Raw genomic sequence first — 24,734 nt, forward strand, 5'->3', positions numbered from 1 at the left:
CCCGTGAACGCCCGCGCCCGTCCCCTCCTGCTCGTCCTGCTGGTGTCCCTCGCCGGTGTGCTCGCCGCGGGCGGTTACCTCGTCCTCAAGGGCCACCGCATCGGCCAGGGGCTCCTACACCCACCGCGCGTGTCGGCGGAGCGCCCGGAGGCGGTGGGTGAACTCGCGGGGCTGGAGGACGTCTCCTTCACCACCTCGGACGGGCTGACGCTGCGGGGCTGGTACGTGCCGTCGCGCAACCGGGCCGCGGTGGTGCTGGTCCATGGCTTCACGGGAAACCGCGCGCAGCTGCTCTTCGAGGCGCGCGTGCTCGCCCGCGGGGGCCACGGGGTGCTGCTCTTCGACCTGCGGGCGCACGGCGACAGCGACGGTGACAAGGTGACATGGGGCGACCGCGAGCGGCGTGACGTCCTGGCGGCGCTGGACTTCGTCTCCGCGCGGCCGGACGTGGACCCGGCGCGGGTGGGCCTATTCGGCTTCTCCATGGGCGGCACCACCTCGCTGCTGGTGGCCAACGCGGACACGCGGGTGAAGGCGGTGGCGGCGGCGGGCGCGTACCCCGCGCTCGAGTGGGACGTGTACTCCGGCTATGGCCGCTGGGGCCCCCTGAGCGCGGAGCCCGTGCTGTGGACGCTGCGCCGCGCGGGCGTGGACGTGGACGCGGTGCGCCCCATCGACGGGATGTGCCAGCTCCAGGGCCGCCCGCTGCTGCTCGTCAACAGCGACGTGGACCCGGACGCGCCGGCCAAGCTGCAGGCCAGCCTCTTCCGGGCCGCCTGCGAGCCGAAGTCCCTCTGGGTCGTCGAGGGCGCCGGCCACGGCCAGTACGCGAAGGTGGCCCCCGCGGAGTACGAGCGCCGGCTGCGCCAGCACTTCGACGGGGCCCTGCTGAAGTAGGCCCCCGCGCGTCAGGAGCCGGAGGGCTCGGCGGGCTCGGACGTCCCGGGCACCCACCGGGGCTGCGCGTTCATCGCCGGGCGCTCGGTGAGCACCTCGTGCGGCCCGAAGCGGGCCTTGTAGCGCAGCGACGCGCACGCCAGCACGCGGTAGCCCAGGTACACGTGCGGAATCCCGCGCTCCCTCGCCAGCTCCACCTGGCGCACCACGTTGGCGGTGCCCAGCGACAGGTGCGCGTAGGCCGGGTCATAGAAGAAGTACACCGCGCTCCACGCGCGGGGCGTCTCGTCGCAGATGCCCACGCCCACCAGCCGGGGCCCGCCCTCGGCGGAGTCGTCGTACCAGGTCAGCTCGCGCGCGGACGGGTGCGGGAAGGAGAACTGGAGCGAGTAGTCCCGCGCGGTGATGGGCGACGGGTTCCACTCCCGGGCCGCCTCGCGCTCGGCGTGCCACGCGCGGTACAGGGCCAGCCGCTGCGCGTCCACCCGGGGCTTTCCCACCTCCACGCGCAGGTGGGCACAGGCCGCCCGCGCCCGGCGCTGGCTCCGGTTGGGACGGAAGCCCTCCACGGGGATGCGCAGCGAGACGCACTCGTTGCACGCCTCGCAGGCGGGCCGGAAGTACACCGGTCCGAAGCGACGCCACCCGCGCACCAGCAGGTGCTCGTACTCCTCCGGCGTCACGTCCTCCATCAGTAAGTTTTCCAGGGAGGCCCGCCGATCCGGGAGATAACTACAGGCTCTGGGGGTCTCGACGTCGTGTGCCAGGAGTAGGGCCATGTCCGTCCCCGTTTCCTGTCTCCCGCGTAAGCCGCCGTCAAGTCGTGGGACGCCCGCCGGAATGCCCCGCGTCCAGGGCGCCGCGTGCGGCCTGACAGACACGCCGAGTCCTTCTCCCCCGCCCGTCTGGTACCGCAGGTCGGGCTGGCATGGCGACTGCAGAACATCCGCGTGCCGCCCGTGGGGGGGCAGGAGGTTTTACATGGCCCGCGACAGCATGCAGCCCTGGCTGGACCGCCTTTCCGACGCCGAACTCGACGCAACGGGAGCGTCGCCGCGCTCGGACTTCGGGTGGCGCGAATGGGATGGCCAGGACTCCGCCGCGGGCTCCCGCTCCCACGGATATTCATCAAACCAGGACAATCCTGCCATGCAGGTCAATCCTGCCCTCCAGGTCCAGTCCGACCCTTCCGAGGAAGACATGTTCGACGACGAGTTCGACTTCACGGTCGCCAGCTACTGAACGCCCGCCCCGCGTCCAAAAGGGCGATGGATGCGTCACCCGCGGACGCAGGATGTGCCGTGTCCGCGCAAGAACTGCGTGCCTGCTCGAGCGTCCCGGAAGCCCCGGTGGAGCGAGCAGCCGAGCATCACCGGTGCCAGGAGCGTGCAGGCACGCGGGGGGCCGCGCCGGGGCCAACGTCTTCCCGCCAGTGGGCGCCGCCGCGTATAAGTCGCGCATGTCCGCGATTGACGTGTCGGTGGTGATGCCCACCCACAAGCGAGAAAAGGAAGTGGTGGAGGCCATCCGCTCCGTGCTTCGGCAGGAGGGGGTGAGCGTCGAGGTCATCGTCCTCGATGACACGCCCGAGGGCACGGCGCGCGCGGCGGTGGAAGGCATCGGCGACGCGCGGGTGCGCTACGTCGTGAACGACCCGCCCTCCAAGGGCCGCCCGGCGGTGGTGCGCAACCACGGGGCCACGCTGGCGAAGGGCCGCTACCTGCACTTCCTGGACGACGACGACATGCTCGCCGAGGGCGCGCTGCGCGGCATGGTGAGCGCGCTGGACGCGCGGCCGGACGCGGGCGTGGCGGTGGGCTGGGTGGTGCCCTTCGGCGACGACGCGGACTGGCTGAAGGACAAGAGCGAGTACTTCCAGTGGGCCGCCAAGGTGGGCGCCAGCACGCCCAACAGCGCGTGGACGGTGGCGCACATCCTCTTCCGCGGCACGCTGTATGTGAATTCGGCGTGCATGGTGCGCCGCGAGCACTTCGCGCCGCTGGGTGGCTTCGACGCCAGCATCCCCGTCTACGAGGACGTGGACTTCTACCTGCGGGCCATCCGCGCGTACGGGCACGTGTACGTGGACCGCCCCATCCTCCACTACCGCACGGGCCGCCCCTCGCTGATGCACAACCTGGGCAAGGACGGCACGCTGGTGGTGCAGTCCAACGAGATGATCCACGGCAAGTACCGCAGGACGAACGGCGCGCTGGAGTACCGCACCCTGCAGCTGCTGATGCGGGCGCTGCCCTTCGACGTGGCCAAGAAGCTGCCGCTGAAGCTTCCGAACCAGGGGCGGGTGTCGTGAGCCTCAAGAGCCGAATCGTCGGAACCGCGAAGCGTCAGGTGAAGCAGACGCTGCGCCCGGTGCTCCAGCGGGCCATGGCGCCCGCGCGCACCGCCGTGCCCGCCTCGCACTGGGGGCTGGAGCACCGCCCCGGCCAGGGCCTGTGCCTGGAGGGCGTGCCCCTCAAGGACCTGGTGGCCCGGCATGGCTCGCCGCTGCACGTGGTGCACCTGGCCGCGCTGCGCCGCAACGCGGAGCGCTTCCTCGCGGTGCCGCCGGGCCGCGCGGGGGGCTGCGAGGTCTATTACTCGTACAAGACGAACCCGGTGCCGGGCGTGCTGTCGTACCTGCACGGCCTGGGCGTGGGCGCGGAGGTCATCTCCGCGTACGAGATGTGGCTGGCGCTGAAGCTGGGCGTGGCCCCCGAGCGCATCGTCTACAACGGCCCGGTGAAGTCCGAGGCCTCCGTGCGCGAGGCCATCTCCCGCGGCATCCAGCTGCTCGCCGCCAACCACGCCGAGGAGCTGGCCGTCTTCTCGCGGCTGGCCGCCGAGGTGGGCCGCCGCCCGCGCGTGGCGGTGCGGGTGAGCACGAACAGCGGCTGGTCCGCGCAGTTCGGCACGCCCATCGCCGGGGGCGCCGCGCTGCGGGCCTACCAGCAGGCCTGTGCCTCCAAGCACCTGGACGTCGTGGGCCTGCACGCCCACCGCGGCGAAACCATCCGCACCGAGGGAGACCTCACCGGCTTCGTGGAGTCGGTGCTCGCCTTCACGGACACGCTGCACCAGGAGCTGGGGTTGGATTTGGAGGTGCTGGACCTCGGCGGCAGCCTGTGCACGCCGACGGTGGAGCACATCGCCGAGCGGGACTGGCGGCTCAACCTCACCTTCTTCCGGGACGTGCCGGCGCCGGACCCGGCGGCGTCGCTGTCCATCGAGCGCTACGTGGCGCTGGTGGTGGAGATGGTGGAGTCGCACTACGCGCGCCAGGGCCGGAAGCGCCCGCGCATCTTCCTGGAGCCGGGCCGCGCCATGACGGGCGACACGCAGCTGCTCCTCGGCCGCGTGCACGCGCTCAAGGCGGCGGAGGACCGCGCCTACGCGGTGCTCGACGCCGGCATCAACCATGCGGAGTGCGTGCGCAACGAGTACCACCAGCTCTTCCACGTGGACCGGCCGGACGCGCCCGCCGAGCAGGTGTACACGGTGGTGGGCCCCATCTGCACGCCGGGGGACACGCTCTACCACGCGAAGCGGCTGCCGGAGCTGAGCGTGGGAGACACGCTGGCCATCATGGACGCGGGGGCCTACTTCGTGCCCTTCGCCACGTCCTTCTCCTATCCGCAGCCGGCCATCCTCGCGCTGGACGGCGGGAAGGAGCAGCTGCTGCGCCGCGCGGAGACCTTCGACGACCAGGTCGCCCTGGACGCGCCGGCCGCCGCCACCGCGACGGCCTCGAAGCCCGAGGCCGCCTGAGCGTCACGCCGGGTGCTCGACCGGCTCAGCGGTTGAGCACCATGGCGCGCACGAAGGCGCGGGGGTGGCGCGCGGTGAAGTAGAGAATCTGCGCCACCTCCACCGCGGTGGGCACCAGGTCATCCGAGTCGATGAGCGGGTCCACGAGGATGCCGCGGTGCTCCTCCATCCACCGCCGCCACTGGCGCGCCTCGTCGCCCGGGAGCGCGCCGGACAGCCGCTGGAGGTTGAGGAGCATCTCCAGGGAGATGCGGTTGCAGAACGCCTCGCCCCGCCCCCGCCACTCGCGCGCCGCCTTCACCTCGCGCAGGAGCGCGTCCCGGTCTCCCACCGCCGCGTGATAGGCCAGCAGCGGCAGGGGCAGCCCGCGGGCGATGTCGAAGGCCATCTGCCCGTAGTAGCGGGGGTTGAAGTCGATGAGGAGGAAGTCGTCCTTCGTCTGGATGAACTCCACCTCGAAGACGCCGTGGTAGCGCAGGCGCCGGCACAGGCGCTTCAGGCCCTCGGCGAGGTCGGCGCGCACGGGGGCGGACTCGAAGCACACGCCCACGCCCAGGCGCCGGGGGCGCTGGAGCACCTTCATGGCGCCGCGCACCTCGAACACCTCGCCCGTCTCGTCCATGAAGCCGGACAGGCTGTAGATGCCCTGCGCCGCCTCGGGGTGGAACTCCTGCACCATGGGGCGCGTCACCGCCGGGTCGAACCGCACCAGCATGTCCGCGTACCCGTCGCGCGAGAAGGCGCGGTACTCCTCGATGAGCTGCGCGGGCTCGGAGACGGGATGTCCCTTGCGGTGGGTGGAGTAGAGAATCTGGGTGGTGGGCTTGATGAGGACGGGGAAGCCCGCCTCCTTCGCCACCGCGGACAGGTCCGCCTCGGACTCGGGGAACCAGGTGCGAGGCAGCCGCAGCCCCACCTCCTGGCCCACCTCGAAGAGCTTGCGCTTGTTGAGCAGGCCGTAGACGGCGTCCACGCCCGGGTCATAGAGGTGGAAGAACTCGGACAGCGCGTCGCGGTGGACGGACACCAGCCAGGCCAGCTCGTCGCTGGTGGGATAGAGCACGTGCTGGCGCGGCTCGCGGCGGCCGAAGTCGAGCAGCCACGCGATGAACTCCTCGGCCCGGGACTCGGGTGGACACTGGACGCGGCGGCCCACGTAGCGGGACCAGCTCGCGGGCCCCAGCTTCGTGGGGTCCGCCACGGTGACGTCGATGCCGTTGCGCCCGAAACAGCGCGCGGCCGCGAGCGTGCCGTAGAAGCCCGCGGAGAAGAGCAGCACGGATGGCCGGCCCTCCACTCGCGCACGGGGTGCCTGCTCCACCATGGCGTCCTCTGTCTCCCTGGATGACTCGGGCACTCCGGGTTCCCTGGCGGTACTCGCGTCGAGCCCCGCGGGTGTGAGGGAATGGAGGTGCCGTTTCATGAATTCGCGGCGCAGAATAGCCGCACCGCCCCCACTTTTCTCCTCTCCTCTTCTTCTCGCAGACTGGGAAGCACGGGGACGTGCCGACCCGTCAGGGAGGAACGCCCTCCCGGGGCCGCCACAGGAGGAAGCCGCTGGCGAGCAGCCATGCGTCGGTCTCCACCGCTCCGGTGCGAGCGGCCAGGCGCAGGGCGGCCTCACCGAAGGCGTCGGGTGGCGCGGTATGCCCCGCGGTACGAGCCTCCTGCCAGGCGGCGACCCATTCGGCGAAGAAGGCGTGGATGGGCTCACCGGGGCGGACCCGGCGGCGGAGGTCGCGGGGGAGCCAGTCGCGGAACAGCAGCGGGGCGAAGCCGTGGCTGAAGTCGGTGTGGAAGAGCAGGGCCTCGCGGGTGGGCGGGGCCTCCGCGCCTTCCGGCCGCCGCAGCAGGTGCGCGGTGAGGATGGCGCCCGTCGGGTCCGAGCTGCCCTCCACGAGCAGGCCGGACGGCAGGAGGTAGCCGCCCAGCGTCCGGTGGGCCTCGGGGACGCGCTCGGGCGGGCCCTGTCGCAGCAGGTTCATGGCCCGGATGAGGCGGGCGGGCTCGTCCGCTCCGAGCGGCAGCTCGAAGCCGCCCTGGCGGAAGTGCGTGCGGGCATCGGCATGCGCGGCGGCGGCGCGGGCGCGCTCCGCGTCCAGCTCCACGCCGATGACGGGGAGCTCGGGCTGGAGGGCCCGGAAGGCGTCGGCGCTCTCCAGCGTCGTCCAGGGGTGCTCGCCGAAGCCCACGTCGACGAAGACGGCGCGGGCCCAGGGGCCGTCGTGGCGGCGCAGCAGCTCGGGCTCGCGGCGGCACAGGTACGCATCGAGCGCGCGCAGGCGGCCGCGCGAAGTCCTTCCGCGCGTCTTCGTGTCCAGCGACGACATGCCCCGCTCATGGGCGAGCCGCGCGCTGGCGTCAAGTGCGTGGGGGGCCCGGGTTTCCTCGGGTGGACGTGGGCCGGTAGGCTGAAGGCACCGTGGAGCCCTCCTCCGTCCCCACCTGCCCCCGCTGTTCCGCGCCGCGCATCCTGCGGCCGGAGTGCCCCCAGTGCGGCGTCATCTACGCCAAGGCGGATGCCCTGGCGGCCCGGCGGGCCACGCAGCAGGCCGCGCCCCCTCCTCCCGCAGAGGTGATGCCACCGCCGGAGGCACCGCCCCTCGTCGACCCCGCCTGGCTCGCGCCGACTCCGGAGCTGCGCTCGGACGTGCTCTTCGAGCGGACGCCCGACCTGGATGCGGACGCGGAGGAGGCCGCGTACGAGCTGAAGCTGTACATCTTCGTGCTGCCCGTGGCGCTGCTGGTCTCGTATCTGGCCGTCTCGGGGGGAACGGGCTTCATCGTCCGGCTCTTCACGATGCCGCTGCACGAGGTGGGGCATGCCGTCACCGCGTGGCTGTGTGGCCACGTCGCGTTCCCCACGCTGTGGTTGACGCCCATCTTCGGCCGCTCGTTCCTGCTGGCGGCCGCGGCGGCCGCGGGCCTGGGCTTCTGGACGTGGCGGAGCTGGAAGCGGCGCCGCTGGGGTCAGGTGGCCGCGGGGGTCGGGCTGCTGCTCCTGCAGTTCGTGGGGACCGTGGTCATCTCCCGCACCACGGCGATGATGCTCTTCTCCTTCGGCGGGGACGGCCTGATGATGGTGCTGGGCACGTTGCTGATGGCCACCCTCTACGCGCCACCGGGGAGCTACCTCCACGAGCACGGGCTGCGCTGGGGCTTCGTCGCCATTGGCGCCACCAGCTACGTGGACGGCTTCCACACTTGGTGGAAGGCGCGCACGGACTTCGCCGAGATTCCCTTCGGACAGAACGAGGGCGTGGGCATGAGCGACGCGAGCCGGCTCGTGGAGGAGCACGGCTGGGACGAGCGCGCCCTCATCAGCCGCTACGTGACGCTGGGCGTGCTGTGCCTCGTCGGCCTCGCCGTGCTCTACGCCGTGCAGATTGTCCGGATGCGCAAGCGGCTTGCCCCGAAGGCGTGAGCGGCGTCTCTCGTCAGCCGAATGGCCACGTGAAGCCGGGGTAGCGCACCACCTCGGGCTTTCGCTGACCCTTCCATTTCAGCGCCTCACCGGGCCGCAGGAGCAGCGCCTGGGGCCCGTGCCCCACCGCGCGGCGCACTTCGGCGAGCCGCTCCGGGTACGGGTCCGCGTCGGGATTCTCGTCGAGCTGGCTCGCGCCGCTCACGGGCTCACCGGGGTAGCCCGGGTAGCGGGGGCCCATGCCCTCGCGCCAGTACCAGGGCGCTCCGCCGTCCGCGCACGGCACCACGTAGCGCGCGCCCAGCAGCTCGCCGTAGCGCAGCGCCTCTTCGGGTCCGGCCATGAGCCGCTGGGGCTTCGTCAGCGCGTCGCGCGGCACGTTGACGAGGAAGGCGTCCAGCGTGGTGAAGCCGAAGAAGATGGGCGCCAGCCGGAAGCCGCGCACGCCGCAGAAGAGGACGTCCACCGGGCCTTCGTCACGGTGCACCTGTCTGCATACCGTGTCCATGTCGCCGCGCACGTCGTGCCCCGAGTCCGCGAAGAAGGCCGCGGAGAAGTCCGGCGTGCGCACCATCCACGCATTGCCCTCGTTGAAGAGGTCCGGGTACGGGCCCTGCTCGTCCGTGGGCTGCTCGCCGTGGAAGGGCAGCGCGCGCACGGTGACGTCGCCCACCTGCCGGGACTCGCCCCAGCGCAGCGGCTCCACGCGCGTGAAGCCGAGCTGCTTCAGTCGCAGCACGCAGTCCGTGGAGAAGAGGCTCTCGCGCGCCACCGCCGGCACGAAGATGCGCGTGTCGCGGGGCAGCGGCAGGAGTGAGCCCAGGTGGAAGTGGTCTCCGTGCGAGTGGGTAATCACCACCGCGTCCACCCGCCCCACGTCGCGCGGCTGCATGGGCGCGTAGCCCTTGCGGTCCACGAGCCCCTGGGGCCGGAAGTACGGGTCCACCAGCACGCGGCCCTCTCGGCCGGCGACCAGCACCGTGTTGTGGCCCACGAAGAGCGCGCCGGGCTCGGGCACCTCCACTGCGTCCGAGTGCCGGACGAGCCAGCCCGCCTGCCCCAGGTCCGAGAGGAGGTCCGCCACCACGGGCACGGTGGAGAGCGCGCGCAATTCAGTGCGGGTGGCGCCCCGGGCGAGCGCGGCGAAGAGGTCCGCCACGGCGGGCCACTCGGAGGTGCGCACGGGGACGTCGAGGCCGAGTGACTCCTGGCGCAGGTGCAGCACGCGGGGCTTGTGCCGGGTGGCGTCGGGGAAGAGCACCTCGCGCCGCAGCACGCGCCGGCCACGCCGCCGTCGGCCGTCTTCGCACAGGGCGGCGTAGCGCGGGGTGTCCTCGAGCCAGCGCACGAGTGCGTCCGCCTCGCGCAGGGCGCCTTCGCGGCCCAGGGTGGCGATGTGCCGCTTCAGGGGCAGGTGGGCGCGGCGCACGGGGCGCGCGGTGGGGCCCTGGATGCTGCAGCCCAGGTCTTCGTGGTGCTCGGCCTCCGTCCGGGCCGAGGCGAGCACGGCCAGACTGACGCCCCGGTGCAGGGTGAGTCGCATGGAGGCGGATGATGGCATCGAACGGCCATCGTGGGCGCGGCGGTTTCCTGAATCGTGATTCGCGTCAGTGTCCGCCTCGCTGGGATCATTCCGGGTCCAAGGCCCAGGTACCTTCCTCCCATCGCTGCAAGGCCTGCTGCGCCTCGAATGGGACCATCCCCTCGCCCTTGGCGGCCTCTTCCAGAACCGCCTTGGCCTCCGCCGTGCGATGGCGGAGCAGGCAGGCCGCGGCTGTGACCCGAACATCCATGCGTGGGTGTTTCAAGAGAACAGCGAGCGCATCGCGTCCAGCATCGCCATGGCTTCGGAGCTTATCGAATGCTGCGCCGTACCTCTTGGCATGCTTGTTCCCCGTCTTTGCGTCTCCCCTCCAGATGGCGTCGGTCTGCGCGGCAACATTCTCGGCGAACTGCGCGACGAGTTCCTCCAACCTCATTGCCAGTATCCCTTCCTGACGTTCTCAATCGCCCGCAGCCCGAATGCACGCGGGGCTGCGTAAGACCACGTGCTCAGCCACTGCCTCATGGGAACTTGAGCGTGCCCTCGCGCCATGCCTTGAGCGCGTACTCCGCGCGTGTCCGGATTCGTCCTGGGCGGGCAGCGAACTCCATCAGAACAGGTTCCCCCTGTGATGGTGCGAACTCGAGCGCATGTGCCGCAACACAAGAACGGACGTTCTCGTCCTCGCTCCTCAATAACGGAAGGAGATGGGAGGCCGCCGCTCGCCTCCGGAGTTCACGGTAGGCCCCGCTATCCTGTCGTGAGCGCGATTGGCCGCCCGATGGTTCGCAGCGTCTAGCGCCTGCCCGTAGGCAACCGCCGCCTGCTCGTATTCTTGGACAAGTTCCTCGATGCTCGTTGTTTCGAGGTTGCGCGGGGTCATGCCGGGTCCAAAGCCCAGGTACCCTCCTCCCACCGCTTCAGGGCCTGCTGCGCCTCGAATGGAACTACTCCCTTACCTTTCGCGGCATCTTCCAGAACTGCCTTCGCTTCCTCCGTGCGATGGCGGAGCAGAAATGCTGCCGCTGTCACGCGGACATCCAAGCGGGAATGCGTGAAAAGAGCGGCGAGCGCATCGCGTCCTGCATCGCCACGGGCCCGGAGTTCGTCGAAAACCGCGAGGTACTCATCGACGTGCCTGTTCGCGGCTTTAGCGTCTCCTTTCCAGCCTGCCTCTGTCTCTGCTTGCACATGCTGGGCGAATTGTTCAACCAGTTCTTCGAGCTTCATCACCAGACTCCGTTCTTGATGTTCTCGATGGACTGCAAGCCGAATGAGCGCTGGGCCTCGTAAGACTGCGTGCTCAGCCATTGTCTCACGGTGAGTTCTCGCGAGCCGGTGATCCTCAGGTTCTTCCGTGAGTAGAAAGCGCTCACTTGGGTATGCAGCCCCTCGTCCAGGGAGATGACGTTCTCGGTGTTGTGCAGCGCATGAGGACCGAACCGCGCCACGTTGCCCGGCGTCTGCTCGACGATGTGGTGCCAGTTCTTGCCGGGTCCCGCTGAGCCCAGGGCACTCTTGAGACCGCTGAACGAGCCCCAGGACCTGAATGCGGCTCCCCTCAAACCCTGGGCTGCCATGGCGACCGCCGTGGCGGGCAGGGAGATGACGACGGTGCTTCCTTCAACGGCTACCGCACTCACCTGCCCCACATTCCCCAGGTGGAGCCCTACGCGTGAGGCCCCCACCGCCGCAGCCTCCGTGAAGTGGGGCAGCATCGACAGCCGCGAAGCCAGCCACGCGGCGCCCCCAGCCATGCCATGGCTCACCACCACGGTGACCGCGAGGACGAAGACACGAGCCACCTCTGGTCCCACCCGATAGGCAAAACGCTGGCCGGCCCGTTCCAACTCAATCCACGTCGTGGCCCGGTCGGTGGTCTGCTTCAGCTCCCGGCTCGCGTCCACCACCTCCAGGAACGTCTCCACTCCCAGGTAGATGAGCAGGACCGCGGAGACGATGGCCGCCGCCTTGGTGAACACCGGCTCGGGGTTGGCCGCCAGGACGACCCAGGTGATAAGGCCCGTGGCGATGACGGTGTAGAAGAGCTGAGGCGCCAGGGTCTCCTCCACCGCCCTGGCGATGCTCTCCTTGAGCGGCTCCAGCGACAGCCCCAGGGCGACTCCCAGCCTGTCCCACTCGCCCAGGCCTGGCCCGACGTCGCGCAGGGAAAGGCAGTTGTCCCCGCGCCGGCCCGGCTCGCAGAGGCCGCCGAAGCTCTTGTGCATCAGGCGCTGCCATCGCGCATCCGTAGCGTCGCCGGAGTGGGAGGCGCGCACCCACCAGCCCTGCTGAGGAGCACGGAGCGTCAGGGGCACTTCCAGCACCAGCCGCGCCAGCGCCTCCTCGAATGCCTCCGCATCCACCCGCACGGCCTTGCTCGAGGAGGACGGCCGGAACTCCAGGGGCGTGCCCTGCCCCGTATCGAGGCGCACGACACGCGGGGTGGCGCACGCATTGAGCAGGGCGAGGAGCAGGACCACGACGCCCAGACGGGTTGCCATGAGACGCTTTCCAGTTCGAGGAGGGCTCCAGTCTACGGCCATGCCGCGCCGCGTGAGCGGGGAGCTTCCAGGCACCGGACACAGACGGGCCGTCCGCGAGACAGCCCGGGCGAACGCCGCTACCGTGCGGGTCACATGGCACGTCCCGCCCAGCATCTCCCCCCGACTCCGCCGTCTCCGGGCGACTCCGCCCCCGAGCTCGTCCAGCCCCGCTTCGCCTGGCTGCCCGCCGTGGGCACGTGGAAGTACCACGCGCTGCTCAGCGCGGTGGCGCTCTTCGTCCTCGGCCCCCTGGGCGGCATCGCCGCCTCGTACATGAACTTCAGCGTGGGCTTCTTCGTCGGAGGCCAGGTGCTCGCGGGCATCCTCGGCAGCGCCGTCACCTACGGCTACGGCGCGGAAGGCAAGCACGGCGCCAACTACATGCAGACGATGGCCGCGTCCGTGGCCTCGCTGTGCGCCATGTCCGTGCTCATCCAGGCCATGGTGTGGATGGGCATGGAGATGCCGCCCGCCTGGCACCTGATGCTCTTCGTCGGCTGCGTGGGCATGTTCGCCGTGGGCGTGGGCATGCTCTACACGCCCCTGCTGGTGGACAAGCTCCAGCTCGACTACCCGTCGGGCCTCGCGGTCGCCAACATCCTCCGCGCCCTCACCGACAAGCGCCTGCTCAAGGCGTCCATCTCCAAGCTCGGCGGCGGCACCGCGCTGGGCGCGCTGGTGGCGTATGCGACGGAGAAGTCCGCAAGGGTGGCCGCCCTCGGCACCAGCGCCGCCACGGTGGGCGCCGGCATGATTGTCGGCAGCCGCATCACCGTGCCCGCCATCGTCATGGCCGTCATCGGCGCGATGCTGACGCCCTATCTGCGCGAAATCGGGTGGCTGGGGCCCAACGACCCGTTCCGCAAGGTGGGCTTCCTCCTGGGCCTGGGCATGATTTGCGGCGCGGCGGTGGTGGACCTCTCGCTGCTGGCGGTGCAGGCCACACGGCGCATCCGCGCACGGGGCTCGGACGCCGCGGGCGCCGAGGAAGAAGCCTGGAAGAAGGTCAACGTGTCCCGCCTGCTGGCCTGGGTGGTCGGCTGGGGCGCGGCGACGCTGCTGGTGGGCACGCTGGTGCTGGGTCAGCCCCTGGTGTGGCTCCTGGTGGGCCTGGGGCTGGCGCTGCTGTTCGTGCTCATCAACGGCATCTCCTACGGCATCACCGACCAGAACCCCATCTCGAGCGCGTTCGTCATCTCGGTGATGGTGATGTCGCTGATGGGGCTGACGAACCCGCTGGTGGGCCTGATGGGCGCCACCATCCTCCTCGTCTCCACGTCGGTGGGCGTGGACATGCAGCAGGACCGCTCCACGGGCTGGCGCCTGGGCACCAACCGCGTCACGCAGTTCCGCTACCAGGTGCTCGGCATCGTCATGGGCGCGCTCCTGTGCGTGGGGCTCGCGCGCGTGTTCATGGCGGCCTACCCCGCGCTCACCATCAACCTGCTCGACAACCCCAAGGCCGAGGTGGGCCAGTGGGGCTCCGCGATGACGTACAAGCTCGTGGGCGCCATCCGCGGGCTGGGCACGCTGTCGGACTCCACGGTGAAGATGCTGCTCATCGGCCTCGTCCTCGGCTTCGTCATCCAGGCGGTGCGCAAGGGCGTGCTGAGCCGTCCGGGCTACCAGCGCTTCGTGAAGGGCTCGCGCGTGGGCTTCGCGGTGGGCTGGAGCATGGACGCGCTGCTGCTGTCCAGCCCCTACGCCTCTTCCTTCGGCGGCTTCGTGGCCTTCCCGGCGGCGATGTGGTTCGGCGCGGGCGGCATCTTCACCTCGCTGTGGAACACCCTCTCCCAGCGCGGCCAGAAGTCGCACGTGGCCGGCAGCCCCGGCCAGGGTGAGGCCCTGCCCGAGGACATGAGCAGCATGTCCCTCATTGGCGGCGGCCTCATCGCCGGCGAGTCGCTCTTCTTCCTCATCGTCGGGTTGATTGGCCTGGCATCACTGCTGGCGTGAAGCACGGCGCATGCCATTGCACCTGCAATTGGGATACACTCGCCAGGTTCCTCCAACCTGACGGGGTCTTCTCATGAAGCGTTCATTGGCTGTTCTCGCGGCGGTCATCGGCTTCTCGTTGCTGGGGTGTGGAGGGACGGGTACCGAAGAGGTGATGGAAGCGACGCCCGAGGCCGGGGAGGAGTCGACGGTCTCCCAGTTCGCGACGTGCACGGCGACGTGCGGAAACGGGAGCACGTCGGTGTCCTGCTCGGGCAGCACCTGCTCCGCGTCGGATTTTCAGGGAGTGACCTGCAACGGCGTGTTCAAGCCCTGTCCTCCGCCTCCGTGCTCGGGCTATCCCACGTGCACCTCGCTCCTCAACACGTACTGCAGCGTCGAGGGCGCGGAGCAGGCGTGCTGCTCGGGCACCTCCACCACCTTCCTCACGTGCGGCCGGAACTCCACCTCGCCCCGGCTCCAGTGGCTCTACTAGCCAGACAGGCACTCGGAGGCTGGTGACACGCGCGCCGGCCCCGTCCCGCGGGGCGACTTGACATTTTTTGTCGCCCCCATCAGTTTGCTCATCGTGAGCTTCGTCATCTTCACCACCACGACCACCACCCTCACTCGCTCTGGCGGGTGCGGAGCGGTGCGCGTCGCGTGGTGAGCTGACGAACGCACGGTTCCCTGCCCCGCCTTCTCCGGCCGGGGCAACCGTGCAGCCGCTCAGCGCTCCGTCCGGACAGGCCTTTCACCGCTTCCGAAACGGAGACGCACCATGCTTGACGAACACGACCACCGCTCACTGGGCCAGCGCCAGGACCTCTTCCACCTGCAGGAGGAAGCCCCCGGCATGGTGTTCTGGCACCCGCGCGGGTTGATGCTGTACCGCCTGCTGGAGGACCGCGTCCGCCAGCGCATGCTCAGCGAGGGCTACCGCGAAGTCAGGACGCCGCAAATCTACGCGCAGCCCCTCTGGGAGCGCAGCGGCCACTGGGAGAACTTCCGCGAGAACATGTTCCTCGTGGAGGACGGCGAGCGGCACCTCGCGGTGAAGCCCGTCAGCTGCCCCGGCCACATCGAAATCGTGCAGCGCATGGCGCCCAGCTACAGGGATTTGCCCCTGCGCCTGGGCGAGTTCGGCCTCGTGCACCGCAGCGAGCCGGGCGGCGCGCTGCATGGCCTCTTCCGCCTGCGCCAGTTCACGCAGGACGACGGCCACATCTTCTGCGCCGAGGACCAGGTGCAGCAGGAGGTGGTCCGCTTCGCCCGCTCCCTGAAGGGGTTCTACGCGGAGTTCGGCTTCGACGACGTGCAGGTGGCCTTCTCCAGCCGGCCGGCGGTGCGCGCCGGCTCGGACGACGTCTGGGACAAGGCTGAGTCGTGGCTCTTGTCCGCGGCACGGGATGCCGGACTGGAGTGCCTCATGCAGCCGGGCGAGGGCGCCTTCTACGGGCCCAAGCTGGAGTTCGTGCTGAGGGACCGGCTGGGGCGCTCGTGGCAGTGCGGGACGATTCAGCTCGACCTCGTGCTGCCCGAGCGCTTCGACCTGCGCTACGTGGACGCGTCGGGTGCGAAGGTCCGCCCGGTGATGCTTCACCGCGCGCTCCTCGGCAGCCTGGAGCGCTTCATCGGCGTGCTGCTGGAGCACCACGGGGGCGCGCTACCGGCGTGGCTCGCCCCGGAGCAGGTGGTGGTGGTCTCCGTGGGTGAGGCGGCCGTGGACTACGCGGAGCGCTTCGCCGCCCGGCTGCGTCAGGCGGGCTGTCGCGCTCGCTCCGACAACCGGAACGAGTCGCTGTCGCGGAAGATTGTCGACGCGCACGCGGCCGGCGCGCCGTGGCTGGTGGTGGTGGGCGCTCGCGAGGTGGAGGCCGGCGGCGTACGCCTGCGCCAGCGAGACGGCGCCCAGAAGGACCTGTCGTGGGACGACGGGGTGGCCGAGCTCGTGGCCTCGTGCCGTCCGGCGATGGACGCCTGAGTCGAGAGACGGCCCGCCCCTTCCGTCGCGAAGGGGCGGGCTGTCCGCGAGACGTCAGCCTTCCACGGACTGCGAGCGCACGGGCTCGCGGCAGACCCACTCCGTGCCGTCCGCGGAGTCCTGCGTCACGGCGGCGGACTCCTCGAGCGTGGAGCCGATGCTCGGCGCGCAGGACGCGGACGGATCCCAGTCCACCCACTCACCGCAGGTGATGACCTCGAAGGCCCAGGGCAGTGCGCAGATGGTGGAGCAGCTGATGGTCTCGGAGCAGCGGACGTCACAGTCCGGCGGCAGGGCGAGCGCGGACAGGGGCGCGAGGGTGAGGACGGCGGCGAGCAGCGGATTCGAGAAGAGCTTCATGGACGCCTCCAACTACGGGGGACTGCGGGAGCCATGCTACGCGGAATCACAGCAGTCCATGCAATCCTTGAAGGCGTCGGTTAGACGGGCCCCGCTCAGAAGAAGAGCAACTCCGGCTGGGGTGTCACGGTGGTGATGATGTCTCCGGCGGTGCCCGGCTTCGCGGCGTCACCGGCCGCCACCGAGCGCGTGCCCTCTCCGCCATCGCCCGCGCTGCCGCCACCGCCTCCGCCGGTCTGCACCAGGGTGGTGGCCGTGGTGCCATTGAAGGACGAAGCCCCCGCCGTGCCGCCGTTCACCTGGACGTTGGCGGGATTCGAGATGACGGGTGTGTTCGCGGAAAGGAACTGGATGATGCCTCCTCCACCACCACCGCCTCCGCCGTACATCTCCCCCGTCACCGGACTGGAGCCACGCCAGCCAGGGGCCCCATTGCCTCCATTGGCGTAGAGCCTCCCGTTGCCTTCCAGGGTGATGGTGCCGCGGGAGACGAGGCTGACGACTCCGCCACCACCGCCGCCACCGCCCGCCACGGGCGTTGGCGCTCCATTGGGGTTGTTGATGAGGGGAACGCTGTTGTTGATGCCCTGGCGACCGTTGGCGTCGATGTAGCCGCGGATGATGATGTTGCCCCTGGCGGCGAGGATGAGCCGCCCGCCCCCATCGCCTCCGAGGATGGTGCTGTTCATCGTGGAGCGGTAGCCACTGCCGCCCCCCGCCAGGTCGGCGCGGGAGATGAGCGAGGTGCGTCCCAGGTCCAGTCCCCTTCCACCCAGGTGCTGCCAGGCGGCGGACATGGCGATGCCCTTCTGCGGCGGGTTGAGGGTCTGAATCTGGAACTCGGGGCTGACGATGATGGCCCCTTGCTGGCCAATGATGATGTCGCCGGTGGCCCGAATCATCGTCCCACTCGACACGACGAGCGTGCCGTCGATGGTCACGTTGTGGAACATCAGGTTGGCGCCAGCGGGCTGGGGGAAGTTCCCGGCCTGCCAGAATCGCGGCTGCTGAAAGGAAGAGAGGGAGAAGTCCCCCGCGGAGCCGTCGCCGTAGACGATGGCGAGCGCGCCGGAGTCACCCTGGGGTCCCTGCGGGCCCGCGTCCCCTCTGTCTCCCTTGTCTCCCTTGGGGCCCGTCGGGCCGACGGCACCGGTGGCTCCCGCCTCGCCCTGGGGGCCCGTCTCGCCGCGCTCACCCCTGGCGCCCGTGGCGCCCACGGCTCCATTGCAGAGGTACTGCGTGGTCGCGCCCTCCAGCTCCCGGCCGTCCAGCGCTCCACTCCGGTCCTCGTCGAGCCCGGCCTGCATGCGGACGCCTCCGAACGGGCAGTTCGCGCCCGCGGGCTCCGGTGTCGTGAGCAGCAACGCGCTCAGGCCCTGGGGACCCGGCGGGCCACCCGGGGTTCCCGCCGGGCCCGCGGGCCCCTGGGGACCCGGCGGCCCCGAGGGACCTTGAGGCCCCTGAGGACCCTGCGGCCCTTCCGGCCCTCCGGTGCCCGCCGAGCCCTTGCAGGCCGTCACCCCAAGGAGCGCCCCCACGAGCGCCGCGCGCAGCACGCGCGGACGGACCAACATCCTCGAAAGAGGAACGTGCATTTCAAACCCCCACTTGCGACGACACACGGCCCGGGAGCACGCGCCGGCCGGCGATGGACAGGCGGAGATGCGGGGCCGCGCACACCCGGGAGACGGCGAAGACGGATTGTGTCCTTTTTCACCCTCGGTGCGCCAGCACCCCCACCCGTTCTACCTGACGGGTCGAGCGTGCGACGTCCCGGGTGGCTCGGGTGGCCGCCCTCCCAGCGGGTCATCTCCTCCTCTGTGCCCATCGCGGCACGTCGCCCGGGAGGTGGTTAGGAATACGACCATGGACCGCACGGGAAGCGCGCTGATGCCTCTTCACTCCGGGAAGGTGCCGGAGTGGCTCCACACGCGCATGGCGCGGCTGGGGCGCGTGCTGGTGGAGGCCATCGTCCTGCACTACGGCCGGGACGAGGTGCTGCGCCGGCTCGCCCACCCCTTCTGGTTCCAGTCGCTGGGCGCGGTGATGGGCATGGACTGGCACTCGTCGGGCATCACCACGTCGGTGCTCGGCGCGCTCAAGAAGGGGCTGGGCCCGGTGGAGGACGAGCTGGGTCTGCACATCTGCGGCGGCAAGGGCGCGCAGTCCCGGCGCACGCCCGCGGAGCTGGAGTCGCTGGGCCAGCGGCTCGGGCTGGATGCCGCGGCGCTGGTGCGCGCCAGCCGGCTCACCGCGAAGGTGGACAGCGCCGCGGTGCAGGACGGCTTCGACATCTACCTGCACGGCTTCATCGCCGCGGACGACGGCAAGTGGGCGGTGGTGCAGCAGGGCATGAACGTGGAGGCCCGCCAGGCGCGCCGCTACCACTGGCTGTCCGAGGGGCTCACCAGCTTCGTGGACACGCCCCATGCGGCCATCGACGGGCCGCCCCAGGGCGTCATCGTCAACCTCACGGACCACCGCGCGGCCACCTCGCGCGAGGCCCAGGTGACGCTCGCGGCCGGCGGGCCCGACGTGGTGGTGGACACGCTGCGCACGCTTCGCGAGCAGCCCCGCCCGCACCTCCAGATGCCCATGGAGCACGCGGTGAGCGCCAGCGACGTGCTGCTGCGCCGGCTGCACGGCACGCTCGCCGCGGCGGCCGAACAGGGGCCGAAGGACTTCCCGGAGCTGCTGCTCACCCCGGGCGTGGGCGCGAGGACGGTGGCGGCGCTCGCGCATGTGGCCGAGGTCATCCACGGCGCGCCCTACCGCTTCACCGACCCGGCGCGCTTCTCCTTCGCGCAGGGCGGCAAGGACCGGCATCCCTACCCCGTGAAGCTGGACGTGTATGACGCCACGCTGCGCGTGCTGCGCGGCGCGGTGGACGCGGCGAAGCTGGGCCACGCGGAGAAGCTCGCCGCGATTCAGGAACTGGACCGGCAGGCCCGCCGGCTGGAGGCCACCGCCACCGGCCCGGACTTCGACCAGCTCATCCAGGAAGGCTGGGACGCGGTGGCCGACGAGGAGCTCCTGCCCACCTGCGCCCCGGAGACCTCCACCGCGAAGCGCCCGGCCTCCAGGAAGAAACAGAAGGCAGCCCCCGCTCAGCAGGAGCTGCCCGGACTGGAGACGCACCGCCCGCCCGTGAGGAAGGTGGGCGGGCGGAAGTGAGGCTCAAGCCTGGTGGAGCCGCTCCAGCACCTCGCCCGCGTGCAGCACCTCCTCGGGCACGGTGGCCAGGTCATCCAGGCTGAGGATTCCGACGGGCCGGCGCTGCGCGTCCACGACGACGAGGCGGCGCACCATCTTGTCCTCCATCAGCCGCTCGGCCTGGTCGAGCGTCGCCTCCGCGTCGCAGGTGATGACGGTGGCCGTCATGGCCTCGCGCACCGACGTGGTGTTCGGGTCCTGGCCCAGCGCGGTGCAGCGCACGGTGATGTCCCGGTCCGTGAGCATGCCCACGAGCTGCCCGCCCTCCAGGACGGGGAGCGACCCGATGTTGCAGGTGCGCATCCTCAGGGCCGCGGCACGCACGGGCTCGCCCGCCTCGATGGTCTCCAGGTTCTTGGTCATCAGCTCGCCAATCCGCATCGGTCCGTTCCTCCTCCGCGAGATGTCCCCTCTCCTCCCCTACCCTGGGGCCCCAGGTGGCTTGGTGCTGCGGGGCGGCCGATGCACGGACCGGGAGCAGACCAGCGGACAGCGCTCGGCCTTCCTGGTTGCCCTCCAGGCGCGACGAAAGGGCAGGATGTACATCTAAGGGATTCTCCCGGGGGCAGCACCCCGGGCCCTGAAAGGAGCACGACGGATGGTGGACAAGCTCATCCTCAGCGACGAGGAATGGCGCAAGCGCCTGAGCCCGGAGGAGTACGACGTGCTGCGCCGGCACGGGACGGAGCGTCCCGGCTCGGGCTGCTTCCTGGGGACGAAGACGCCCGGCACGTACGTGTGCGCCGGCTGCGGCAACCCGCTCTTCAAGTCGGGGACGAAGTTCGAGTCCGGCACCGGCTGGCCGTCCTTCACCCAGCCGCTCACCGCGGACTCGGTGACGGAGGTGCAGGACCGCTCGTACGGGATGATTCGCACCGAGGTCCGCTGCGCGCGCTGCGACGGGCACCTGGGCCACGTCTTCCCGGACGGCCCGCCGCCCACGGGGCTGCGCTACTGCATGAACTCGGTGGCCATGAAGCACGTGCCGGAGGGGCAGCCCCTCCAGCCCGCGAAGTCGTAGTCACTGACTGCCACCGGCCTCCCCGCGTCACTTCCGGGAGGCCGGTGCCCGGCTTTCCGCTTCAGCCCAGCCAGACGCGGGCGTTGCGGAACATCCGCATCCAGGGGCCGTCGTCGCCCCACTCGCGCGGGTGCCACGAGTGCTGCACCGAGCGGTGCACGCGCTCCGGGTGCGGCATCGTGATGGTGAAGCGTCCGTCGCGCGTGGTGAGCCCGGCGATGCCGTACGGCGAGCCGTTGGGGTTGGCCGGGTACGTCGAGGCCACGCGGCCGTGGTTGTCCACGAAGCGGGTGGTGACGAAGCCCAGGCCGTTGACGCGCGCGGCCTCCTCGTCGCTGACGAACTCCGCGCGGCCCTCGCCGTGCGACGCGACGATGATCATCCGGCTGCCCTCCATGTCCCGGTAGAACAGGGACGGCGTGCGGGCAATCTCCACCGTCACCAGGCGCGCCTCGAACTGCTCGGAGGTGTTGCGCACGAAGCGGGGGAAGTGCTCCGCGCCGGGGATGATGTCCTTGAGCTGGGCCATCATCTGGCAGCCGTTGCACGCGCCCAGGCCGAAGCTGTCCGGCCGCGCGAAGAAGGCGGCGAACTCGTCGCGCGCCCGCGGGTTGAAGAGGATGGACTTCGCCCAGCCACCGCCGGCCCCCAGCACGTCGCCGTAGCTGAAGCCGCCGCAGGCCATGATGCCCTTGAAGTCCTTCAGCGACACGCGCCCGGCGAGGATGTCGCTCATGTGCACGTCCACCGCGGTGAAGCCGGCGCGCGTGAAGGCCGCCGCCATCTCCTGCTGGCTGTTGACGCCCTGCTCGCGCAGCACCGCCACGCGCGGCCGCGCGCCCTTCGCGACGAAGGGCGCCGCCACGTCCACCTTCGGGTCGAAGCCCAGCTTCGGCGACAGGCCCGGGTCCGCCGGGTCGCACTTCGCGGCGTACTCCTGCTCGGCGCAGACGGGGTTGTCGCGCAGCATCTGCATCTCGTAGCTGACGCGCGACCACGTCCGGCGCAGGGCCATGGTGCCCTCCGCCAGCCGCTCGCCGCCGTGGCGCACCTTCACCTCCAGCGCCGCCGTGGGCCGGCCCAGCTCATGGCAGTGCGCCGCCAGCCCGTGCTGGCCCAGCACCTCGCGCACCCGCGCCACGTCGCCCGCGCGCACCTGCACCACCGCGCCCAGCTCCTCGTTGAAGAGCGCGGACACCAGGTCTCCACCCAGGGCGCCCAGGTCCACGTCCAGGCCGCAGTGGCCGGCGAAGGCCATCTCGCACAGCGTGGCCCACAGGCCGCCGTCGGAGCGGTCGTGGTAGGCCAGGAGCCGCCCTTCCCCGTTCAGCGCCTGCACCGCCGCGAAGAAGCCGCCCAGCAGCGCGGGGTCCTCCACGTCCGGGCACTCGGGGCCCACCTGTCCGTAGACGTGCGCCGCCACCGAGCCGCCCAGCCGCTGCCTGCCGCGCGCCAGGTCCACGAAGAGCAGCCGCGTGTCCCCCGCCACATCCACGAGCTGCGGCGTGAGCGACTGGCGCACGTCCAGCACCGGGGCGAAGGCGGAGATGATGAGCGAGACCGGAGCCGTCACCGCCTTGCGAGCGCCGCTCTCCTCCCAGACGGTGCGCATGGACATGGAGTCCTTGCCCACGGGGATGGTGAGCCCCAGGGCCGGGCACAGCTCCATGCCCACCGCCTGCACGGCGGCGTAGAGGTTGGCGTCCTCGCCGGGGCTGCCGGCCGACGCCATCCAGTTGGCGGAGAGCTTCACGTCGGACAGCTTGCCGATGCGCGCGGAGGCGATGTTGGTGATGGCCTCCCCCACCGCCATGCGCGCGGAGGCCGCCGCGTCGACGATGGCCAGCGGCGTGCGCTCGCCCATGGCCATGGCCTCGCCGGTGGTGCTCGTCACGGTGGACAGCGTCACCGCGCAGTCCGCCACCGGCACCTGCCACGGGCCCACCATCTGGTCGCGGGCGACGTGGCCGGACACCGTGCGGTCACCGATGGTGATGAGGAAGGACTTGTCCGCCACCGTGGGGTGGCCCAGCACGCGCTCGGCCAGGTCCTTCAGCGGCGCGTCCAGCTTCAGGGGCGGCAGCGTCAGCGGGCGCGACGTCACGTCGCGGTGCATGCGCGGCGGCTTGCCGAAGAGCACGTCCATGGGCAGGTCGATGGGCGCGGCGCCGAGCTGCGAGTCGCCCAGCTTCAGCACCTGCTCGGCGGTGGCGTCACCCAGGACGGAGAAGGGGGCGCGCTCGCGCTCGCAGAGGGCGGCGAAGCGCGGCAGATCCTCGGGGGCCACGCCCAGCACGTAGCGCTCCTGGGCCTCGTTGCACCAGATTTCCACCGGGGCCATGCCCGGCTCGGCGTTGGGCACCGCGCGCAGCTCCAGGCGGCCGCCGAGGTCGTTGTCGTGCGCCAGTTCCGGCACCGCGTTGGACAGGCCGCCGGCGCCCACGTCGTGGATGGAGCGGATGGGGTTGACGTCGCCCATGGCCCAGCAGCGGTCGATGACCTCCTGGCAGCGCCGCTCCATCTCCGCGTTGTCACGCTGCACGGAGGCGAAGTCGAGGTCCGCCGCGCTCGCGCCCTGCGCCATGGAGGACGCGGCGCCGCCGCCCAGGCCGATGAGCATGGCGGGCCCGCCGAGGACGATGAGCTTGTCGCCCGGCTGGAGGCGGCCCTTCTGCACGTGCGGCGCGCGGATGTTGCCCAGGCCGCCGGCAATCATGATGGGCTTGTGGTAGCCGCGCACCTCCACGCCCTGCGGCGTGGGCACCTGCGCCTCGAAGCTGCGGAAGTAGCCAGCGAGGTTGGGACGGCCGAACTCGTTGTTGAAGGCGGCGCCGCCCAGCGGGCCGTCAATCATGATGTCCAGCGCGGAGACGATGCGGTCCGGCTTGCCGTAGGGCTGCTCCCACGGGCGCTCGTAGCCGGGGATGCGCAGGTGGCTGACGGTGAAGCCGGTGAGGCCCGCCTTCGGCTTGGCGCCGCGGCCGGTGGCGCCCTCGTCGCGAATCTCTCCGCCCGCGCCGGTGGCGGCGCCGGGGTACGGGGAGATGGCCGTCGGGTGGTTGTGCGTCTCCACCTTCACCATGATGTGAGCCGGCTCGCGCACGGAGCCCCACTCGCCCGTCTCCGGGTGGGGGAAGAAGCGGTCCACCTCGAAGCCCTCGATGACGGCCGCGTTGTCCTTGTAGGCGGACAGCACGCCTTCCTTGTTCCGGGCGTAGGTGTTCTTGATGGCCTGGAAGAGCGAGCGCTCCTGCGGCTTGCCGTCGATGGTCCAGGACGCGTTGAAGATTTTGTGCCGGCAGTGCTCGCTGTTGGCCTGCGCGAACATCATCAACTCGACGTCGGTGGGGTTGCGCTTCAGCTCGGTGAAGCGCGCCACCAGGTAATCGATTTCGTCCTCGGCCAGGGCGAGGCCCAGGTCGCGGTTGGCGCTGGCCAGGGCCGCGCGGCCGCCGCCGAGCACATCGACCGTGGTGAGGGGCCGGGGCGTGTGCGTCTCGAAGAGGACGGCGGCGTCCTCCAGGCGCCCCATCACCGCCTGCGTCATCCGGTCGTGCAGCACCGGCGCGAGGCGCTGCGCTTCCGCCGGCTCCAGGGCGCGGCCATTGGGGCCGGCGACGAAGAAGGCGGTGCCGCGCTCCATGCGGCGCACCCGGTCTCCGAGGCCGCAGTTGTGGGCGATGTCCGTGGCCTTGGAGGACCAGGGAGAGATGGTGCCCGGGCGAGGCACCACGAGCAGCAGGCTACCCGCCCGCTCTCCGGCGGCCACATGGGGGCCGTACTCGAGGAGGCGGCGGAGGGAGGCCTGCTCACTCTCGGTGAGAGCGGCCGAGGCATCGATGAAGTGCACGAACTCCGCGTAGACGGACGACACGGAGGGCACCTGCTCGCGGCACCGGGCGAGGAGCTTGGCGAGCCGGAATTCAGAGAGGGCCGGAGCCCCACGCAGGATGTGCATGCTGGACATGGGAATGGGAGTGGCTCTGGGTAACAGCCGGGGCGTCCTTATCACCCTGCGTCGTGGCGACGGGTGAAGAGTTGAGGCC

The 24,734-nt window shown here is 70.8% G+C and carries 21 protein-coding genes; 10 read left to right on the plus strand and 11 right to left on the minus strand.

What is annotated here, in order from left to right; translation table 11 throughout:
- The first annotated feature begins 3 nt into the window (after positions 1-3).
- Entirely contained in the window at positions 4-897 is an 894-nt protein-coding gene (locus HG543_RS23075) for an alpha/beta hydrolase (protein ID WP_343073418.1), read from the plus strand.
- Between the two features lie 11 nt (positions 898-908).
- On the opposite strand, the gene HG543_RS23080 is transcribed toward HG543_RS23075, so the two are convergent.
- Positions 909-1,676, minus strand: coding sequence for an arginyltransferase (locus HG543_RS23080; RefSeq protein ID WP_169346996.1), 768 nt, complete (start codon positions 1,674-1,676; stop codon positions 909-911).
- A 202-nt stretch (positions 1,677-1,878) separates the two neighbouring features.
- Between HG543_RS23080 and HG543_RS23085 the strand changes: the two genes are divergently transcribed.
- The 3 genes from HG543_RS23085 (at position 1,879) to HG543_RS23095 (ending at position 4,662) form a co-directional block, all read left to right on the plus strand.
- Positions 1,879-2,139 carry a hypothetical protein gene (locus tag HG543_RS23085; RefSeq protein ID WP_169346997.1) on the plus strand — a complete coding sequence of 87 codons (261 nt, stop codon included), beginning with the start codon at positions 1,879-1,881 and terminating at the stop codon, positions 2,137-2,139.
- A 217-nt stretch (positions 2,140-2,356) separates the two neighbouring features.
- Entirely contained in the window at positions 2,357-3,208 is an 852-nt protein-coding gene (locus tag HG543_RS23090) for a glycosyltransferase family 2 protein (RefSeq protein WP_171818646.1), read from the plus strand.
- Positions 3,205-4,662, plus strand: a complete 1,458-nt coding sequence (locus HG543_RS23095; RefSeq protein ID WP_169346998.1) for a type III PLP-dependent enzyme domain-containing protein — start codon at positions 3,205-3,207, stop codon at positions 4,660-4,662. Before HG543_RS23090 ends, HG543_RS23095 begins: the two co-directional genes overlap by 4 nt.
- 25 nt (positions 4,663-4,687) lie before the next feature.
- Here HG543_RS23095 and HG543_RS23100 read toward each other — a convergent pair whose 3' ends face one another.
- Positions 4,688-5,986: a carboxylate--amine ligase gene (locus HG543_RS23100; RefSeq protein ID WP_169346999.1), complete on the minus strand. Its 1,299-nt coding sequence runs from the start codon at positions 5,984-5,986 to the stop codon at positions 4,688-4,690.
- A gap of 190 nt (positions 5,987-6,176) precedes the next feature.
- Complete coding sequence (locus tag HG543_RS23105) at positions 6,177-6,992, minus strand: methylase (protein WP_169347000.1); 816 nt, start codon at positions 6,990-6,992, stop codon at positions 6,177-6,179.
- 92 nt (positions 6,993-7,084) lie between these two features.
- On the opposite strand from HG543_RS23105, the gene HG543_RS23110 reads away from it, so the two are divergent.
- Positions 7,085-8,086, plus strand: coding sequence for a hypothetical protein (locus HG543_RS23110; RefSeq protein ID WP_169347001.1), 1,002 nt, complete (start codon positions 7,085-7,087; stop codon positions 8,084-8,086).
- A 13-nt stretch (positions 8,087-8,099) separates the two neighbouring features.
- On the opposite strand, the gene HG543_RS23115 is transcribed toward HG543_RS23110, so the two are convergent.
- From HG543_RS23115 to sitA5, 4 genes are all read right to left on the minus strand, one after another.
- Positions 8,100-9,629 (minus strand): MBL fold metallo-hydrolase, encoded by a 1,530-nt coding sequence (locus HG543_RS23115; protein WP_246357236.1) that lies wholly within the window; start codon positions 9,627-9,629, stop codon positions 8,100-8,102.
- 85 nt (positions 9,630-9,714) lie between these two features.
- Complete coding sequence (locus HG543_RS23120) at positions 9,715-10,065, minus strand: DUF2019 domain-containing protein (protein WP_169347003.1); 351 nt, start codon at positions 10,063-10,065, stop codon at positions 9,715-9,717.
- Between the two features lie 443 nt (positions 10,066-10,508).
- A complete protein-coding gene (locus HG543_RS23125; RefSeq protein WP_169347004.1) occupies positions 10,509-10,859 on the minus strand; it encodes a DUF2019 domain-containing protein in 351 nt (116 codons plus the stop codon).
- The gene (gene sitA5, locus HG543_RS23130; RefSeq protein ID WP_169347005.1) at positions 10,859-12,133 is read right to left on the minus strand and encodes a SitA5 family polymorphic toxin; all 1,275 of its coding nucleotides are present in this window, start codon (positions 12,131-12,133) and stop codon (positions 10,859-10,861) included. The genes HG543_RS23125 and sitA5 overlap by 1 nt, the downstream gene beginning before the upstream one ends.
- Positions 12,134-12,268: 135 nt before the next feature.
- Here sitA5 and HG543_RS23135 point away from each other — a divergent pair, with 135 nt between their 5' ends.
- From HG543_RS23135 to thrS, 3 genes are all read left to right on the plus strand, one after another.
- The gene (locus HG543_RS23135) at positions 12,269-14,131 is read left to right on the plus strand and encodes an OPT/YSL family transporter (RefSeq protein WP_169347006.1); all 1,863 of its coding nucleotides are present in this window, start codon (positions 12,269-12,271) and stop codon (positions 14,129-14,131) included.
- A gap of 73 nt (positions 14,132-14,204) precedes the next feature.
- Positions 14,205-14,606, plus strand: coding sequence for a hypothetical protein (locus HG543_RS23140; RefSeq protein ID WP_169347007.1), 402 nt, complete (start codon positions 14,205-14,207; stop codon positions 14,604-14,606).
- A gap of 285 nt (positions 14,607-14,891) precedes the next feature.
- The gene (gene thrS, locus HG543_RS23145) at positions 14,892-16,094 is read left to right on the plus strand and encodes a threonine--tRNA ligase (protein WP_169347008.1); all 1,203 of its coding nucleotides are present in this window, start codon (positions 14,892-14,894) and stop codon (positions 16,092-16,094) included.
- 54 nt (positions 16,095-16,148) lie between these two features.
- Here the strand turns inward: thrS and HG543_RS23150 are convergent, their stop codons facing one another.
- On the minus strand, positions 16,149-16,454 hold the full coding sequence (locus HG543_RS23150) for a hypothetical protein (protein ID WP_169347009.1): 306 nt from the start codon (positions 16,452-16,454) through the stop codon (positions 16,149-16,151).
- Positions 16,455-16,549: 95 nt separating this feature from the next.
- Positions 16,550-18,028 carry a DUF7151 family protein gene (locus tag HG543_RS56395; protein WP_216673645.1) on the minus strand — a complete coding sequence of 493 codons (1,479 nt, stop codon included), beginning with the start codon at positions 18,026-18,028 and terminating at the stop codon, positions 16,550-16,552.
- A 292-nt stretch (positions 18,029-18,320) separates the two neighbouring features.
- Here HG543_RS56395 and HG543_RS23160 point away from each other — a divergent pair, with 292 nt between their 5' ends.
- The gene (locus HG543_RS23160; protein WP_169347011.1) at positions 18,321-19,628 is read left to right on the plus strand and encodes a DUF763 domain-containing protein; all 1,308 of its coding nucleotides are present in this window, start codon (positions 18,321-18,323) and stop codon (positions 19,626-19,628) included.
- A gap of 3 nt (positions 19,629-19,631) precedes the next feature.
- Here HG543_RS23160 and HG543_RS23165 read toward each other — a convergent pair whose 3' ends face one another.
- Positions 19,632-20,048: a CBS domain-containing protein gene (locus HG543_RS23165; protein WP_169347012.1), complete on the minus strand. Its 417-nt coding sequence runs from the start codon at positions 20,046-20,048 to the stop codon at positions 19,632-19,634.
- 217 nt (positions 20,049-20,265) lie between these two features.
- On the opposite strand from HG543_RS23165, the gene msrB reads away from it, so the two are divergent.
- Positions 20,266-20,688 (plus strand): peptide-methionine (R)-S-oxide reductase MsrB, encoded by a 423-nt coding sequence (gene msrB / locus HG543_RS23170; RefSeq protein ID WP_169347013.1) that lies wholly within the window; start codon positions 20,266-20,268, stop codon positions 20,686-20,688.
- Positions 20,689-20,749: 61 nt separating this feature from the next.
- Here msrB and purL read toward each other — a convergent pair whose 3' ends face one another.
- Positions 20,750-24,655 (minus strand): phosphoribosylformylglycinamidine synthase, encoded by a 3,906-nt coding sequence (gene purL / locus HG543_RS23175; protein ID WP_211194103.1) that lies wholly within the window; start codon positions 24,653-24,655, stop codon positions 20,750-20,752.
- Between the last annotated feature and the right edge of the window lie 79 nt (positions 24,656-24,734).

Origin of the sequence: Pyxidicoccus fallax, assembly GCF_012933655.1 — a bacterium.
In the GTDB taxonomy this organism is placed as follows: Bacteria; Myxococcota; Myxococcia; order Myxococcales; family Myxococcaceae; genus Myxococcus; species Myxococcus fallax.